Annotated in this window: 14 protein-coding genes; all 14 read left to right on the top strand. The window is 60.5% G+C overall.

All coding sequences use genetic code 11. From position 1 onward, the window contains the following. Positions 1 to 15: 15 nt before the first annotated feature. Complete coding sequence (locus CHU94_RS10990; protein ID WP_094479764.1) at positions 16 to 720, top strand: succinate dehydrogenase iron-sulfur subunit; 705 nt, start codon at positions 16 to 18, stop codon at positions 718 to 720. Positions 721 to 741: 21 nt separating this feature from the next. Next, a complete protein-coding gene (locus CHU94_RS10985; RefSeq protein ID WP_094479762.1) occupies positions 742 to 1,020 on the top strand; it encodes a succinate dehydrogenase assembly factor 2 in 279 nt (92 codons plus the stop codon). Positions 1,021 to 1,030: 10 nt separating this feature from the next. Beyond that, positions 1,031 to 2,341 (top strand): citrate synthase, encoded by a 1,311-nt coding sequence (locus tag CHU94_RS10980; RefSeq protein ID WP_094479760.1) that lies wholly within the window; start codon positions 1,031 to 1,033, stop codon positions 2,339 to 2,341. Between the two features lie 240 nt (positions 2,342 to 2,581). Further along, entirely contained in the window at positions 2,582 to 3,514 is a 933-nt protein-coding gene (locus tag CHU94_RS10975; protein ID WP_094479758.1) for a LysR substrate-binding domain-containing protein, read from the top strand. Between the two features lie 26 nt (positions 3,515 to 3,540). After that, complete coding sequence (leuC, locus tag CHU94_RS10970) at positions 3,541 to 4,989, top strand: 3-isopropylmalate dehydratase large subunit (RefSeq protein WP_094479756.1); 1,449 nt, start codon at positions 3,541 to 3,543, stop codon at positions 4,987 to 4,989. 21 nt (positions 4,990 to 5,010) lie between these two features. Next, a complete protein-coding gene (locus CHU94_RS10965; RefSeq protein WP_094479754.1) occupies positions 5,011 to 5,139 on the top strand; it encodes an entericidin A/B family lipoprotein in 129 nt (42 codons plus the stop codon). Next, entirely contained in the window at positions 5,136 to 5,786 is a 651-nt protein-coding gene (leuD, locus tag CHU94_RS10960; RefSeq protein WP_094479752.1) for a 3-isopropylmalate dehydratase small subunit, read from the top strand. Before CHU94_RS10965 ends, leuD begins: the two co-directional genes overlap by 4 nt. Positions 5,787 to 5,820: 34 nt before the next feature. Then, the gene (gene leuB / locus CHU94_RS10955) at positions 5,821 to 6,891 is read left to right on the top strand and encodes a 3-isopropylmalate dehydrogenase (RefSeq protein WP_094479750.1); all 1,071 of its coding nucleotides are present in this window, start codon (positions 5,821 to 5,823) and stop codon (positions 6,889 to 6,891) included. A gap of 302 nt (positions 6,892 to 7,193) precedes the next feature. Beyond that, entirely contained in the window at positions 7,194 to 8,324 is a 1,131-nt protein-coding gene (gene asd, locus CHU94_RS10950) for an aspartate-semialdehyde dehydrogenase (RefSeq protein WP_094479748.1), read from the top strand. Between the two features lie 206 nt (positions 8,325 to 8,530). Continuing rightward, the gene (locus CHU94_RS10945; protein WP_369597396.1) at positions 8,531 to 11,083 is read left to right on the top strand and encodes a FimV/HubP family polar landmark protein; all 2,553 of its coding nucleotides are present in this window, start codon (positions 8,531 to 8,533) and stop codon (positions 11,081 to 11,083) included. Between the two features lie 43 nt (positions 11,084 to 11,126). Then, the gene (gene truA / locus CHU94_RS10940; protein WP_094479746.1) at positions 11,127 to 11,909 is read left to right on the top strand and encodes a tRNA pseudouridine(38-40) synthase TruA; all 783 of its coding nucleotides are present in this window, start codon (positions 11,127 to 11,129) and stop codon (positions 11,907 to 11,909) included. After that, a complete protein-coding gene (locus tag CHU94_RS10935; protein WP_094479744.1) occupies positions 11,906 to 12,619 on the top strand; it encodes a phosphoribosylanthranilate isomerase in 714 nt (237 codons plus the stop codon). The genes truA and CHU94_RS10935 overlap by 4 nt, the downstream gene beginning before the upstream one ends. Positions 12,620 to 12,679: 60 nt before the next feature. Then, entirely contained in the window at positions 12,680 to 13,978 is a 1,299-nt protein-coding gene (trpB, locus tag CHU94_RS10930; RefSeq protein WP_094479742.1) for a tryptophan synthase subunit beta, read from the top strand. Then, positions 13,975 to 14,796 carry a tryptophan synthase subunit alpha gene (gene trpA / locus CHU94_RS10925; protein ID WP_094479740.1) on the top strand — a complete coding sequence of 274 codons (822 nt, stop codon included), beginning with the start codon at positions 13,975 to 13,977 and terminating at the stop codon, positions 14,794 to 14,796. Before trpB ends, trpA begins: the two co-directional genes overlap by 4 nt. Positions 14,797 to 14,858 lie beyond the last annotated feature (62 nt).

Raw genomic sequence — 14,858 nt, 5'->3', positions numbered from 1 at the left:
AGCGAGATACAGATCATGACCAAACGCACTTTCTCCATCTATCGCTACGATCCGGACAAGGATGCCAAGCCCTACATGCAGGACATCGAGGTAGAACTCGACGGTTCCGAACGCATGTTGCTGGACGCCCTGATGAAGCTCAAAGCCATCGATCCGTCCATCTCTTTCCGCCGCTCCTGCCGCGAAGGCGTGTGCGGTTCGGACGCGATGAACATCAATGGCAAGAACGGTCTGGCCTGCCTGACCAACATGTTGACACTGCCTGGCAAGATCGTTCTCAAGCCCCTGCCTGGCCTGCCCGTGATTCGCGACCTGATCGTGGACATGACGGACTTCTTCAAACAGTACAACTCGATCAAGCCCTACCTGATCAACGACACTGTGCCGCCCGAAAAGGAACGCCTGCAGTCCCCCGAAGAGCGCGAAGAGCTCAACGGACTGTACGAATGCATCTTGTGTGCGAGCTGCTCCACCTCCTGCCCCAGCTTCTGGTGGAACCCGGACAAGTTCGTGGGCCCTGCCGGTTTGTTGCAGGCCTACCGCTTCATTGCGGACAGCCGCGACCAAGCCACGGGTGAGCGCTTGGACAACCTGGAAGACCCCTACCGCCTGTTCCGCTGCCACACCATCATGAACTGTGTGGACGTCTGCCCCAAGGGTTTGAACCCCACCAAGGCCATCGGCAAGATCAAGGAAATGATGGTCCTGCGGACCGTTTGACCTATACCCAGTAAACCGCACGTGACCGAAGCACTGATTGACGAACGGGCCCTGAGCAAACTGCAGTGGCGTTGCCGCCGCGGCTTGCTGGAGAACGACCTCTTCATTGAGCGCTTCTTCCAGCGCTTCAGCACCACCCTTACGGTGGGCCAGGCCGATGCTTTGGCAGCGCTGATGGACCTGAGTGACAACGACTTGCTGGACGTGCAGCTGGCACGCAAGTCGCTCGCCCAGGTAGACAACCAGCTCGACCGTGCGGATGTACATGAAGTTTTGAAAATGTTGAGAGAACCTCTCTGAAAGGCGAAAGATGAAACTAGCGGATAACAAAGCCACCCTGTCGTTCAGCAACGGCAGCCCCAGCGTGGAAATGCCCGTGTACCAGGGCAACATCGGACCGGATGTGATTGACATCCGCAAGCTCTACGCCCAGACCGGCATGTTCACCTATGACCCCGGTTTTCTCTCGACGGCTTCCTGCCAGTCCGGCATCACCTACATCGACGGCGACAAGGGTGAACTGCTGTACCGCGGCTACCCCATTGAGCAGCTGGCCACCAATGTGGATTACCTGGACACCTGCCACCTGCTGCTGAAGGGCGAATTGCCCAATGCAACAGAACGCGTCGATTTCCACAAACTCGTGACCAACCACACCATGGTCAACGAGCAGATGCAATTCTTTCTGCGTGGCTTCCGCCGCGATGCCCACCCCATGGCCGTGTTGACGGGTCTGGTGGGTGCTCTGTCGGCCTTCTACCACGACAGCACGGACATCAATAACCCTGAGCACCGCGAAATCTCGGCGATCCGTTTGATCGCCAAGATGCCCACCCTGGTAGCCATGGCCTACAAGTACGGCGTCGGGCAACCCTTCATGTACCCGCAGAACGACCTGAGCTACTCGGGCAACTTCCTGCGCATGATGTTCGGCACGCCTTGTGAAGAGTACAAGGTCAACCCCGTGATTGAACGTGCGATGGACCGCATCTTCATCCTGCACGCCGACCACGAACAAAACGCATCCACCTCCACCGTGCGCCTGTGCGGCTCCTCCGGCACCAACCCCTTTGCAGCCATCGCAGCCGGTGTGGCGTGCTTGTGGGGCCCTGCCCATGGTGGCGCGAACGAAGCCTGCCTGAACATGCTGGAAGACATCCAGCGCCAAGGCGGTGTGTCCAAGGTCGGCCAATTCATGGAACAGGTCAAGGACAAGAACTCCGGCGTCAAGCTCATGGGCTTCGGTCACCGTGTGTACAAGAACTACGACCCCCGCGCCAAGCTCATGCAAGAGACTTGCAACGAAGTGCTGGAAGCCCTGGGCCTCGAAAACGACCCGCTGTTCAAGCTGGCCAAGCAGCTGGAAAAGATTGCCCTGGAAGACGATTACTTCGTCCAGCGCAAGCTCTACCCCAACGTGGACTTCTACTCCGGCATCGTGCAACGCGCCATCGGCATCCCGGTGAACCTGTTCACCGGTATCTTCGCTCTGGCCCGTACCGTCGGCTGGATCGCCCAACTGAACGAAATGATCGGCGACCCCGAGTACAAGATTGGCCGTCCACGCCAGCTGTTCACCGGCTCGGTGAAGCGCGACGTGAAGCCTCTCGGCCAGCGCTGATAGCTGCAGCCCTAACGGCTGCGCAAAACCGAAGCCCCGCTGCCAGCTCTGGCAGCGGGGCTTTTTTATGTGAAATGTGCCCCTAGACTACGTGTTATCTGCGTGAAAAGCTATGCTTCTGATAGCAAACAACCCCAGCACAGCCCGATATCAGACATCGCAAAGCACGATGCCAAAACTAGAATTTAGGTGTAAAAATAGCACCAGCATTCGCAATTGGCGATGCCTTCACCTTGCACCATGCACGCCTCCAGCCCCAACCTCACCCGCCGCTTGGACCTGACCTCGCTGCAGCTGTTTGTGTCTGTGTGCGAGTTGGGCAGCATTGGCAAAGCGGCGGAGCGGGAATTCATTGCCGCTTCGGCCCTGAGCAAGCGGCTCAGTGATTTGGAAGGTGTGTTGGGCACGGCACTCTTGCACCGCCATTCCCGTGGCGTGCACCTCACTCCGGCAGGACAGAACCTTCTGCACCACGCGCGCAGTGTGCTGTTCAGCGTGGACCGCATGCAATCGGAACTGGCCGAGTACGCCGATGGCGTGCGCGGCCAGGTACGCATGCACGCCAGCATTTCGGCCACCGTGCAGTTCCTGCCCGAAGACCTAGGGGCCTTCGTCCGCGCCCACCAGGGTATCAAGATCGACCTGGAAGAGCACCTGAGTAGCGAAGTGGTTCGTGCGGTCCAGGAAGGCGCGGCCGACCTGGGCATCTGCAACACGGCCGATGGCGTGGGCGAGTTGCAGACACGGCCCTACCGGCAAGACCAACTGGTGCTCATCGTGCCCAGCGCGCACCCACTGGCGGCGCGCCCCTCGGTCGCCTTTGAAGAAACACTGGCTTTGGACCACGTGGGCCTGCACTCCAACAGCTCCATCTACGTGGCCATGCGCCAAGCTGCTGCCGCGATCGGCCAAAGCATCAAGCTGCGCATCCAGGTGACCGGGCTGGACGCCATGGGCCGCATGATTCTCAATGGCTTGGGCATTGGCGTCATGCCGCTGCGGGCTTTCACGCTGATGCACAGCGCTGCCGGCCTCAGCGCCGTTTCTTTGACCGACACCTGGGCCACCCGCCGCATCGAGCTGGTAGCCCGCGACTTCTCCACCCTCCCGCGCACCGCACGGCTGCTGGTAGACCACCTCACGGCCATGGCTCCGCAAGAGGCCACCGCCTAAAATTGACCTTGAAAAGGAAGACCCCTATGGCACGCACGCTTTACGACAAACTCTGGGACGAACATGTCGTCCATACCGAAGAGGATGGCACCGCCATCCTGTATATCGACCGGCATCTGGTCCACGAAGTCACCAGCCCCCAGGCCTTCGAAGGTCTGCGCGAGGCCGGTCGCAAGGTTTGGCGTGTCAGTTCCATCGTAGCTACCGCAGACCACAACACCCCCACCACCGGATGGGAGCAGGGCTACGACGGCATCGCGGATCCGATCAGCAAGGAACAGATCACGACGCTGGACTCCAACATCAAGGAATTTGGCTCTGCGGCCTTCTTCCCCTTCATGAGCAAGCGACAGGGCATCGTGCACGTCATTGGCCCGGAAAACGGCGCCACCCTGCCCGGCATGACCGTGGTCTGCGGCGACAGCCACACCTCCACCCACGGTGCGTTTGGCGCGCTGGCGCACGGCATTGGCACCAGCGAAGTCGAGCACGTCATGGCGACGCAAACGCTCTTGGCCAAGAAAGCCAAGAACATGCTGGTGAAAGTGGAAGGTACCGTGGCCAAGGGCATTACTGCCAAAGACATCGTGCTAGCCATCATCGGCAAGATCGGCACAGCCGGTGGCACCGGCTACACCATTGAATTCGGCGGCTCCGCCATCCGCGCACTCTCCATGGAAGGACGCATGACCGTCTGCAACATGGCCATCGAAGCCGGCGCGCGCGCGGGCTTGGTCGCCGTGGACGACAAAACGATTGATTACGTGAAGGGTCGTCCCCTGGCGCCGGGGCACAACGCAGCCAATCCTACGGCTGCCGCCGTCGAGTGGGACCAAGCCGTGGCCCACTGGAAAACGCTGCACTCCGACCCGGGCGCCCACTTTGATGCCGTGGTGGAGCTGGACGCTAGCCAGATCGTGCCGCAAGTCATCTGGGGCACTTCGCCAGAGATGGTGCTGGGTGTGGACGCCCGCGTACCCGATCCCGACAAGGAAAAAGACGCCAACAAGCGCGGCGCCATCGAGCGCGCGCTCACCTACATGGCACTGGAGCCCGGCAAGGCACTCAACGACTTGTACGTGGACAAGGTCTTCATCGGTTCCTGCACCAACAGCCGCATCGAAGACATGCGCGAAGCTGCCGCCGTCGTGAAGAACTTGGGCCAGAAAGTCGCCAAGAACATCAAGCTGGCGATGGTGGTGCCCGGCTCCGGACTGGTAAAAGAACAGGCCGAGCGTGAAGGCCTGCACGAGATCTTCAAGGCCGCGGGCTTTGAGTGGCGCGAACCTGGCTGCTCCATGTGCCTGGCCATGAACGCCGACCGCCTAGAGCCCGGCGAACGCTGCGCCTCCACCAGCAACCGCAACTTTGAAGGCCGGCAAGGCGCCGGTGGCCGCACCCACCTGGTGAGCCCGGCCATGGCCGCCGCCGCCGCCATCCACGGCCATTTCGTGGATATCCGCCAATTCTCCTGAGCCACCTACCGAGGAACCGTCATGAAAACCATTGTTTACGCCGTGTGCGCATCTGCCCTGTTGCTGCTGACTGCTTGCAATACCGTCAAGGGCATGGGCCAGGACATTCAAAAGGCCGGTGAAAAAATCGAAGGCGCAGCCAAGAAATGAACAAATTCAACATCCACCAGGGTCTGGTTGCACCCATGGACCGTGAGAACGTCGACACCGACGCGATCATTCCCAAGCAATTCCTCAAGTCCATCCGCAAAACGGGATTTGGCCCTAATCTGTTTGACGAGTGGCGCTACCTGGACGCGGGCTACCCCGGCCAAGACCCTGCGAGCCGCAAGCCCAACCCGGATTTTGTGCTGAACCAGCCGCGCTACGCTGGTGCCAGCATCCTGCTGGCACGCAAGAACTTTGGTTGTGGATCCAGCCGGGAACACGCGCCTTGGGCCATCGACCAGTACGGCTTTCGCACCATCATCGCCCCCAGCTTCGCCGACATCTTCTTCAACAACTGTTTCAAGAACGGCCTGCTGCCCATCGTGCTGAGCGAAGCGCTGGTGGACCAGCTGTTTAGCGAGGCGCTGGCCTTCCCCGGCTACCAGCTCACCATTGATCTGGAGCGCCAGGTCATCGTGAAGGCCCAAGGTGAAGAAATCCCGTTCGATGTGCAGGCCTTCCGCAAGTACTGCCTGCTCAACGGCTTTGACGACATCGGCCTGACCCTGCGCCATGCCGACAAGATCAAGGCATTCGAAGCCCAACGTTTGGCAACAAAACCCTGGTTGGCCCGCACCATGTCTGCGTGAGCAGCTATCAAATTTATAGTATTCAAAGGACATCATGAAAATCGCAGTTTTGCCGGGTGACGGCATTGGCACCGAAATCGTCGCGGAAGCCGTCAAGGTGCTGAACGCGCTGGACCTGAAGCTGGAAATGGAAACCGCCTTGGTGGGCGGCGTGGCCTATGACGCCTATGGCCATCCCCTGCCCGAAGCCACCCTCAAGCTGGCCAAGGAAGCAGACGCCGTGTTGTTCGGCGCGGTGGGGGACTGGAAGTACGACAAACTGGAGCGCCAGTTCCGCCCCGAGCAGGCCATTCTGGGCCTGCGCAAAAACCTGGGCCTGTTCGCCAACTTCCGCCCTGCCATCTGCTACGAGCAGTTGGTGGGCGCCTCCAGCCTCAAGCCTGAGCTGATTGCCGGCCTGGACATCCTCATCATCCGTGAACTGACCGGCGACATCTACTTCGGCCAACCCCGTGGCCGCCGCATTGCGACGGATGGCCACTTCCCCGGCGCCGAAGAAGCCTTCGACACCATGCGCTACAGCCGCCCCGAGATCGAGCGCATTGCGCACGTCGCGTTCCAGGCCGCCCAAAAGCGCAACAAGCGCGTCACCAGTGTCGACAAAAATAACGTGCTGGAAACCTCACAGCTCTGGAAAGACGTGATGGTCGAGGTCGGCCAACAGTACCCCGACGTGGAACTGGACCACATGCTGGTGGACAACGCCGCCATGCAGCTGGTGAAGGCGCCCAAGAAGTTTGACGTGCTGGTTACCGGCAACATGTTTGGCGACATCCTCTCCGACGAAGCCTCCATGCTGACCGGCTCCATCGGCATGCTGCCTTCCGCCAGCCTGAACAGCAGCAACCAGGGCTTGTATGAGCCCAGCCACGGCAGTGCGCCGGACATTGCCGGCAAGGGCATTGCCAATCCGCTGGCCACCATCCTGAGTGCGGCCATGATGTTACGCTTCAGCCTGAACCAGGAAACAGCTGCCCAACGCATCGAAGCCGCTGTCAAGAAAGTGCTGGAGCAAGGTTTGCGCACAGCCGACATTTACAGCGAAGGCAGCACCCGCGTCAGCACCAAAGAAATGGGTGACGCGGTGCGCAAGGCGCTGGCCTAAAGACCGTAAGGCGGAGGCCTGTTGCGCAACAGGCCTCCGACACGCGAAATCACTTCAGTCCGCGCGGAGCAAAAAATTCTTGTTTTGCGCTACAATAAATCCATGTTTGTCGCACGCCCCTTCTCTTTGAGCTTGTCGACTGCCACCCAGGCAGTTAAGGCCGCGCGCGCAATCATTTCCAAAACCACGACCATTAAGGGCTGACCCAGCTCCGGTATCGTCGTGCGCCCCCCCCCGGCCAGACGAGCCGGAGCAAACAGCCCAGGTCGGGCATCGTTTGTTTACATTGAAAGGGCGTTGATATGAGCAAGTTGGTAGGTTTGGTCGGCTGGCGCGGCATGGTCGGCTCGGTGTTGATGGATCGCATGGCGCAAGAAAAAGACTTCGATCTGATCGAACCGCTTTTCTTCTCCACCAGCAATGCAGGTGGCAAGGCTCCGGCTGAAGCCAAAAACGAAACCACGCTGCAAGACGCCTACAACATCGACGCCCTCAAGCGCTGCGACATCATCATCACCGCCCAGGGCGGCGACTACACCACCGAAGTCTTCCCCAAGCTGCGCGCTGCAGGCTGGAACGGCCACTGGATCGACGCAGCCTCCACGCTGCGCATGGAAAAAGACGCCGTCATCATCCTGGACCCGGTCAACATGCCCGTCATCAAAGATGCGCTGGCCAAGGGCGGCAAGAACTGGGTGGGCGGCAACTGCACCGTGAGCTGCATGCTGATGGGCGTGGGCGCGCTGTACAAGGCAGGCTTGGTCGAATGGATGAGCACCCAAACTTACCAGGCGGCATCCGGCGGCGGTGCACAGCACATGCGTGAGCTGCTGACCCAATACGGCACACTGAATGCAGAAGTCAAAGCCCTGCTCGATGACCCCAAGAGCGCGATTCTGGAAATCGACCGCAAAGTCATCGCCAAGCAGCGGGCTCTGACCGGCGCTGAAACCGCCAACTTCGGCGTCCCACTGGGTGGCTCCCTGATTCCCTGGATCGACAAGGATCTGGGCAACGGCATGTCCAAGGAAGAGTGGAAGGGCATGGCCGAAACCAACAAGATTCTGGGCATGGGCGAAGGCTTCGGCAGCTCCGCTATTCCCGTGGACGGTTTCTGCGTGCGCGTGGGCGCCATGCGCTGCCACAGCCAGGCCCTGACCTTCAAGCTGAAGAAGGACGTGCCCTTGGCAGACATTGAAGCCATGATTGCTGCGGACAACCAGTGGGTCAAAGTGGTGCCCAACACCCGCGAAGCCACCATCCAGGATCTGACTCCCGTGGCCGTGACCGGCACCATGACCATCCCTGTGGGCCGTATCCGCAAGCTGGCCATGGGTCCGGAGTACGTGGGTGCGTTCACCATTGGCGACCAGCTTCTGTGGGGGGCTGCCGAGCCACTGCGCCGCATGCTGCGCATCCTCTTGGACGCGTAACACCCCGTTACAGCTCGTTGTCGGCAGGCAACACAAACCTCCGAGGCGGACAGCGAAGTCGCCTGGCTTTCAAAGTTAAAACGTTTCTTAGCTTGTCAGGCTAATACATTGATGCTATTGTACTTTTTACGTTTTGAGAGTCGGGCAGCTTCGCCTGAAAACTGATAAGTAAATTGCCGCTCGACCGAGCAACGGAGGCTAATAAATTGATTGCTAAGTCACATCGTTGGCAAAAGACCGCTTTGGCGGCTGCAGCCATTGCGCTACTCGGCTTGTCGGGAACCGGGGCCTATGCGCTTTCGCTCGGTCGACTCACAGTCCAGTCAGCGTTGGGCGAGCCTTTGCGTGCCGAAATCGATATCCCCGAAATCACTGCGGAAGAAGCCGCCTCGCTCAAAGCGGGCGTTGCTTCGCCAGACGCTTTCGTTGCAGCAGGTTTGGATTACAGCCCCGCCATGTCGAGCCTCCAGGCTAGCTTGCAACGGCGCGCCGATGGCCGCGCTTACCTGCGCCTGAGCAGCGAGCGCACCATCAACGATCCATTTGTGGACCTGATTCTGGAGGCAAGTTGGTCACAAGGGCGCATCGTGCGGGACTACACCCTCCTCTTCGACCCCCCTGCCCTGCGCAAAGCCCCGGCTGCCCCAACACTGGCCCAAGTCCCGACTGCGCCGGTTGTCACGACATTGCCCAAAGCCACTGCTTCCGCGCCTGTAGCGGCAGAACCCGCTCGCACTCCCAGCACTCCGGCAAAAACAGCGCCGCCCAAACCGGCAGCCCCTCTGCCGACAGATGTCAGCGGCGATTCGGTGACGGTGAAGAAGGGTGACACGGCCAGCAAGATCGCCAACAGCATCAAACCGGCAGACGTCTCCTTGGACCAAATGCTGGTCGCGCTGTTGCGCAGCAACCCTGATGCCTTTGTCAATGACAACCTAAACCGCATTCGCGCGGGCGCAGTGCTCAGCATTCCCAAAGCAGAGCAAGCGCAAAGCGTATCCCCAGCGGAGGCTTCAAAGCTGGTGGTGGCGCAAAGCAAAGACTTCAATGACTTCCGCCGCAATTTGGCAGCCAACGCACCAGTAGCTGCGGTCGCCTCTGCAGACCGCAAAGCCAGTGGAACGGTGGAAGCCAAAGTAGAAGAGAAAAAGCCGACCAGCCCCACACCTGACAAGCTCACGCTGTCCAAGGGGTCTGTACAAGCTAAGGCAGACGAGGCCAAAATTGCCAAGGACCGTGAAGCCCAAGAGGCGGCTACACGTGCGGCGGAGATTTCCAAGAACATCAGCGAGTTGAGCAAACTCGGGGCGGCCGCCTCCCCGGCCGCAAGCAGCTCAGCACCCGCATCTCCAGCCCCCTCCGTCGCTGCGGCAGGACTCCCTGCGCCGGCGGCCTCTGCACCTGCTGCGCCTGCCTCCGAGGCGGTAGCAGCCCCCGTCACTGAAGCGGCGTCTGCTCCACAAGCCGCAGCGTCTGCTCCGGCAAAGCCCAAAGTGGCGGTACCTCTGCCGGTTCCGGAAGAGCCCGCCCTGCTTGACGAGCTGCTGGCGGACCCATTGGTTCCTGCCGGTGCTGCCGGCCTGATTGCGTTGCTCGGCGGTTACGCTGCCTATCGCATTCGCCAGCGCAAGAAAAACTCGGCTCAGGTAGACAGTGCCTTCCTTGAGAGCCGCTTGCAACCTGACTCCTTCTTCGGTGCCAGCGGTGGACAGCGTGTCGACACCAACCAGAACGGCCCCTCCAGCGCGTCTTCCATGGTGTACTCAGCCAGCCAGCTGGATGCTGCCGACGACGTGGATCCAGTGGCGGAAGCGGATGTGTACCTTGCGTATGGCCGAGACCTCCAGGCGGAGGAAATCCTCAAGGAAGCCGTGCGGACCAACCCAGGACGCTTGGCCATCCATACCAAACTGCTTGAGATTTTCAGCAAGCGCCGCGACACCCGCAGCTTCGAAAGTACGGCCACCCAAGCCTACAAATTGACCGGGGCCACCAGCCCGGACTGGACACGTATTTGTGAAATGGGTTTGGCGATTGATCCGAGCAATCCGCTGTACCAACCAGGCGGTACCCCTGCCTCTGCAGGTGGCGCTCCTGCTGCAACAAGCAATGCCGCTTTTGCCGCAAGTACCGCTCCTCAGTCTGCTCACGCGGGGCTCAGCGACGCTGGGGCAGCGGGTGTGGACTTGGATTTGGACTTGGACTTCTCCCTGGACGATGAGCCTGCAGCCAGCGCCATTAGTGATGTGACGGGTGGAACCATGGCGGACCCCGCAGACAGAACCGTCAAGATGGCTGCACAAGCCCAAGACAACGCATTGGACATGGACTTTGACCTGCCAGAAGCGCCAGCCTCGGTGGCGATGCCGGAGCCCGTCGCTTCCATGCCCGAGATTTCCTTGTCTCTGGACGACTTGGAAACGCCCATGCCTGAGGACACCTCCCAAGGGCTAAAGTTTGAAGCAACAGGCCCCGTGCCTGTAACGCCCCAAGCAGCCGCCTCTCAGACCGCAGATACAGGACTGATGGAATTCGATCTGGGCTCACTGTCTTTGGATCTGGAGCCCCAGGCTGATGGCCCGACACAGGCCCCAGACAGCGCGGGTGAAGACCCTCTGGAAACCAAGCTTGCATTGGCAGAAGAGTTCATATCCATTGGCGATGAAGATGGCGCCCGCGCGTTGATCGAAGAAGTGGTGTCTGAGGCCAGCGGCGACATGCGCGCCAAAGCCCAACGTGCCTTGGCTAAACTGAGCTAAGCCCTCCTCCGGGAGGCTTGGCGCATCGCAGAATCCAGAGCCCGTGCGGATTGCCCTAGGTATTAGCTACAACGGTGGGGCCTACCAGGGCTGGCAAAGCCAGCCCTCCGGTCTCACTATCCAAGACAAACTCGAAACCGCGCTGGGCAAGTTCACCGCCCAGCGCGTTTCCACTTTGTGCGCCGGTCGCACCGATGCCGGTGTGCACGGCCTCATGCAGGTGGTGCACTTTGACACCGAACTGGACCGCGACACCTACTCCTGGGTCCGCGGCACCAATGCCAATCTGCCCCGGGATATCGCAGTGCAGTGGGCACTCAAAATGCCCGATGCTTTTCACTGCCGGGCCTCCGCCATCTCGCGCCGCTACGCCTATGTGCTGCTGGAATCCCACATCCGCCCCAGCGTGGAATACGGCCGCGTGGGCTGGACGTTTGGCACCATGGACGGAGATGCCATGCGCCAGGCCGCCGCCATCCTGATTGGCGAGCACGACTTCACCTCTTTCAGGGCCTCACAATGCCAGTCGCTGACTCCCGTGAAAAACCTGATGGAAATCAGCCTGCACAAGCGCGGAGCCTACTGGCGTATCGAGTTTGAAGCCAATGCTTTTCTGCACCACATGATCCGCAACATCATGGGTTGCCTGGTGCAGATTGGCCAGGGCAAAAAACCGGCCGAATGGATGGCAGAGGTATTGGCCGCTCGCGACCGCCGTGCGGCCGCGCCCACCTTCTCACCCGACGGCCTGTACTTTCTGGGCCCGCGCTATGACGCCCACTGGGGTATGCCAGACCGTACAGCTGCGTATGATTCGCTGCCATGAGCAACCCGAACACCCCACAGACACGCACCCGAATCAAAATTTGCGGCTTGACCCGTGAACAGGATCTAGATGCCGTCGTGGCGGCAGGCGCCGACGCCGTAGGTTTTGTGCTGTATCCCAAGAGCCCACGTGCTGTCACCGCCAAGCGCGCCGCCGAACTGGCCAAGCGCCTCCCCCCCTTCATCACTCCCGTGCTGCTGTTTGTCAATGCCTCCGCTATCGAAATAGGAGCTTCTTGCGCAATGATTCCGGGGGCTACCGTTCAATTTCATGGTGATGAGACGCCTCTGGATTGCCTGGAATCCACCGACGGCGGCGCTCGCGCATTTTTGCGAGCCGCCCGAATTCCGCTGGGGGATGACGCCACCCCGTTCGACCTCGTACAATTTGCGCAGGACTTTTCAGCAGCCCAAGCTATTTTGTTGGACGCCCATGTGGACGGCTACGGTGGCGGGGGCAAAACATTCAATTGGTCACTTCTTCCTCCAAGCGTCAACGCTCACCTCGTCTTGAGTGGTGGACTCACCAGTGCAAACGTGGGCGACGGCATCACGTCGATTCGGCCGCGCTGTAAAACGCTGGCCGTGGACGTGAGCTCCGGCGTGGAAGCCGTCGACGCTCAGGGCAAGCCCCTCAAGGGCATCAAAGACCCCACCAAGATTTTCGAGTTCGTAGCTGCCGTGCGCGCTGCGGACCAGACTTTTCAGTAATCTCCGGTACGGACTCGGCCTTCAGAGCCAAATCCGTCCGGCTACGGATGGAACAACACCATGTACGAGTACCAACAACCCGACGCCAAGGGTCACTTCGGCAAATATGGCGGAAGCTTTGTCTCCGAGACGCTGACGCACGCGATCAACGAGCTCAAAGACGCGTACGCCAAGTACCAGCACGACCCAGAGTTCCTGGCCGAATTCCAGTCCGAGCTGGCCCACTTTGTCGGCCGCCCCTCCCCCGTCTACCACGCAGCCCGCATGAGCCGCGAAATGGGCGGTGCGCAAATCTTCCTCAAGCGCGAAGACCTGAACCACACCGGCGCGCACAAGGTCAACAACACCATCGGCCAAGCCATGCTGGCCAAGCGCATGGGCAAGCCGCGCGTGATTGCTGAAACCGGCGCCGGCCAGCACGGTGTGGCCACCGCCACCATTTGCGCCCGCTACGGACTGGAGTGCGTGGTCTACATGGGCAGCGAAGACGTGAAGCGCCAAAGCCCCAACGTCTACCGCATGAAGCTGCTGGGCGCCACCGTGGTGCCCGTGGAAAGCGGCAGCAAGACGCTGAAAGATGCGCTGAATGAAGCCATGCGCGACTGGGTGGCCAATGTGGACAACACCTTCTACATCATCGGTACCGTGGCAGGCCCACATCCCTACCCCATGATGGTCCGCGACTTCCAGAGCGTGATCGGCAATGAGTGTCTGGTCCAAATGCCCGAGATGCTGGCAGCCGCAGGTTGCAAGACCGAACAACCCGACGCGGTGATCGCCTGCGTAGGCGGTGGTTCGAACGCCATGGGCATCTTCTACCCCTACATCCAGCACGACAAAACCCGCCTGATCGGCGTGGAAGCGGCAGGTGAAGGCTTGGAGAGTGGCAAACACTCCGCGTCCATCCAGAAGGGCAGCCCGGGCGTGCTGCACGGCAACCGCACCTATGTGCTGCAGGACGACAACGGCCAGGTCACGGAGACGCACAGCGTCAGCGCCGGTTTGGACTACCCCGGCGTGGGGCCCGAGCATGCGTTCTTGGCCGACATCGGCCGTGCCGAATACGTGGGCATCACTGACCGGGAAGCGCTGGATGCCTTCCACTACCTGTGCCGCACTGAAGGCATCATCCCAGCGCTGGAGTCCAGCCATGCCGTGGCCTACGGTATGAAGTTGGCGAAGACCATGCGTTCTGACCAAAGCATTTTGGTGAACCTGTCAGGACGTGGTGACAAGGACATCGGCACCGTGGCCGACCTGAGCCAGGCGGACTTCTACTGCCGCCCCAGCTGCCGCGGCCAATCGGTCAAAGGCGGAGAACAACCCGTGCAGTTGCTGAAAGCAGGAGGTGCAGCATGAGCCGCATCGCAGCTACCTTTACGGGCCTGAAAGCCCACGGCCGCAAAGCGCTGATTCCCTTTGTGACCGCAGGCTACCCTTATGCAGACGTCACGCCGGAACTGATGCATGCCATGGTGGCAGGCGGCGCCGATGTCATTGAGTTGGGCGTGCCCTTCTCGGATCCCAGTGCCGACGGCCCGGTGATCCAGAAAGCTGGTGACAAGGCGCTGGCCTTCGGCATTGGCTTGGTGCAGGTGCTGGCCATGGTGCGCGAATTCCGCAAAACCAACAGCACGACCCCCGTGGTACTGATGGGTTACGCCAACCCGGTGGAACGCTATGACCAGAAGCATGCAAAAGACGGCGTAAGCAGCCCCTTTGTGAAGGACGCTGCTGAAGCCGGGGTCGATGGTGTGTTGATTGTGGACTACCCACCTGAAGAATGCGAAGCCTTTGCGGCGGATCTGCGGGCCCATGGTATGGACCTGATCTTCCTGCTCGCCCCCACTAGCACCGAAACCCGCATGCAGCAGGTCGCCCGGGTGGCCAGCGGCTATGTGTACTACGTGTCGCTCAAAGGCGTAACCGGCTCTGGTGCGCTGGACGTGGGCGCTGTCGAGGCCATGTTGCCCCGCATCCGCCAGCACATCAGCACGCCCGTGGGCGTAGGCTTTGGCATACGGGACGCGGCCACAGCCAGAACGATTGCCAAGGTGTCCGACGCAGTGGTGATCGGCAGCAAGATCATCCAGCTGCTGGAAGACCAGCCGCGCGATCAGGTCGCTGCAACAGCGCAAGGTTTTCTGCGTGAAATCCGCACGGCAATGGATTCATAGGCGCAAGGCAACTGACACAAAAAAACCCGCATTAGCGGGTTTTTTTCAAGGAGGTTGGCTTG

It is taken from the genome of Rhodoferax sp. TH121, from assembly GCF_002251855.1.
Taxonomy (GTDB): domain Bacteria; phylum Pseudomonadota; class Gammaproteobacteria; order Burkholderiales; family Burkholderiaceae_C; genus Allorhodoferax.
Note: the sequence above shows the minus strand (reverse complement) of the source record. Positions and strands in the feature narration are given on the sequence as shown.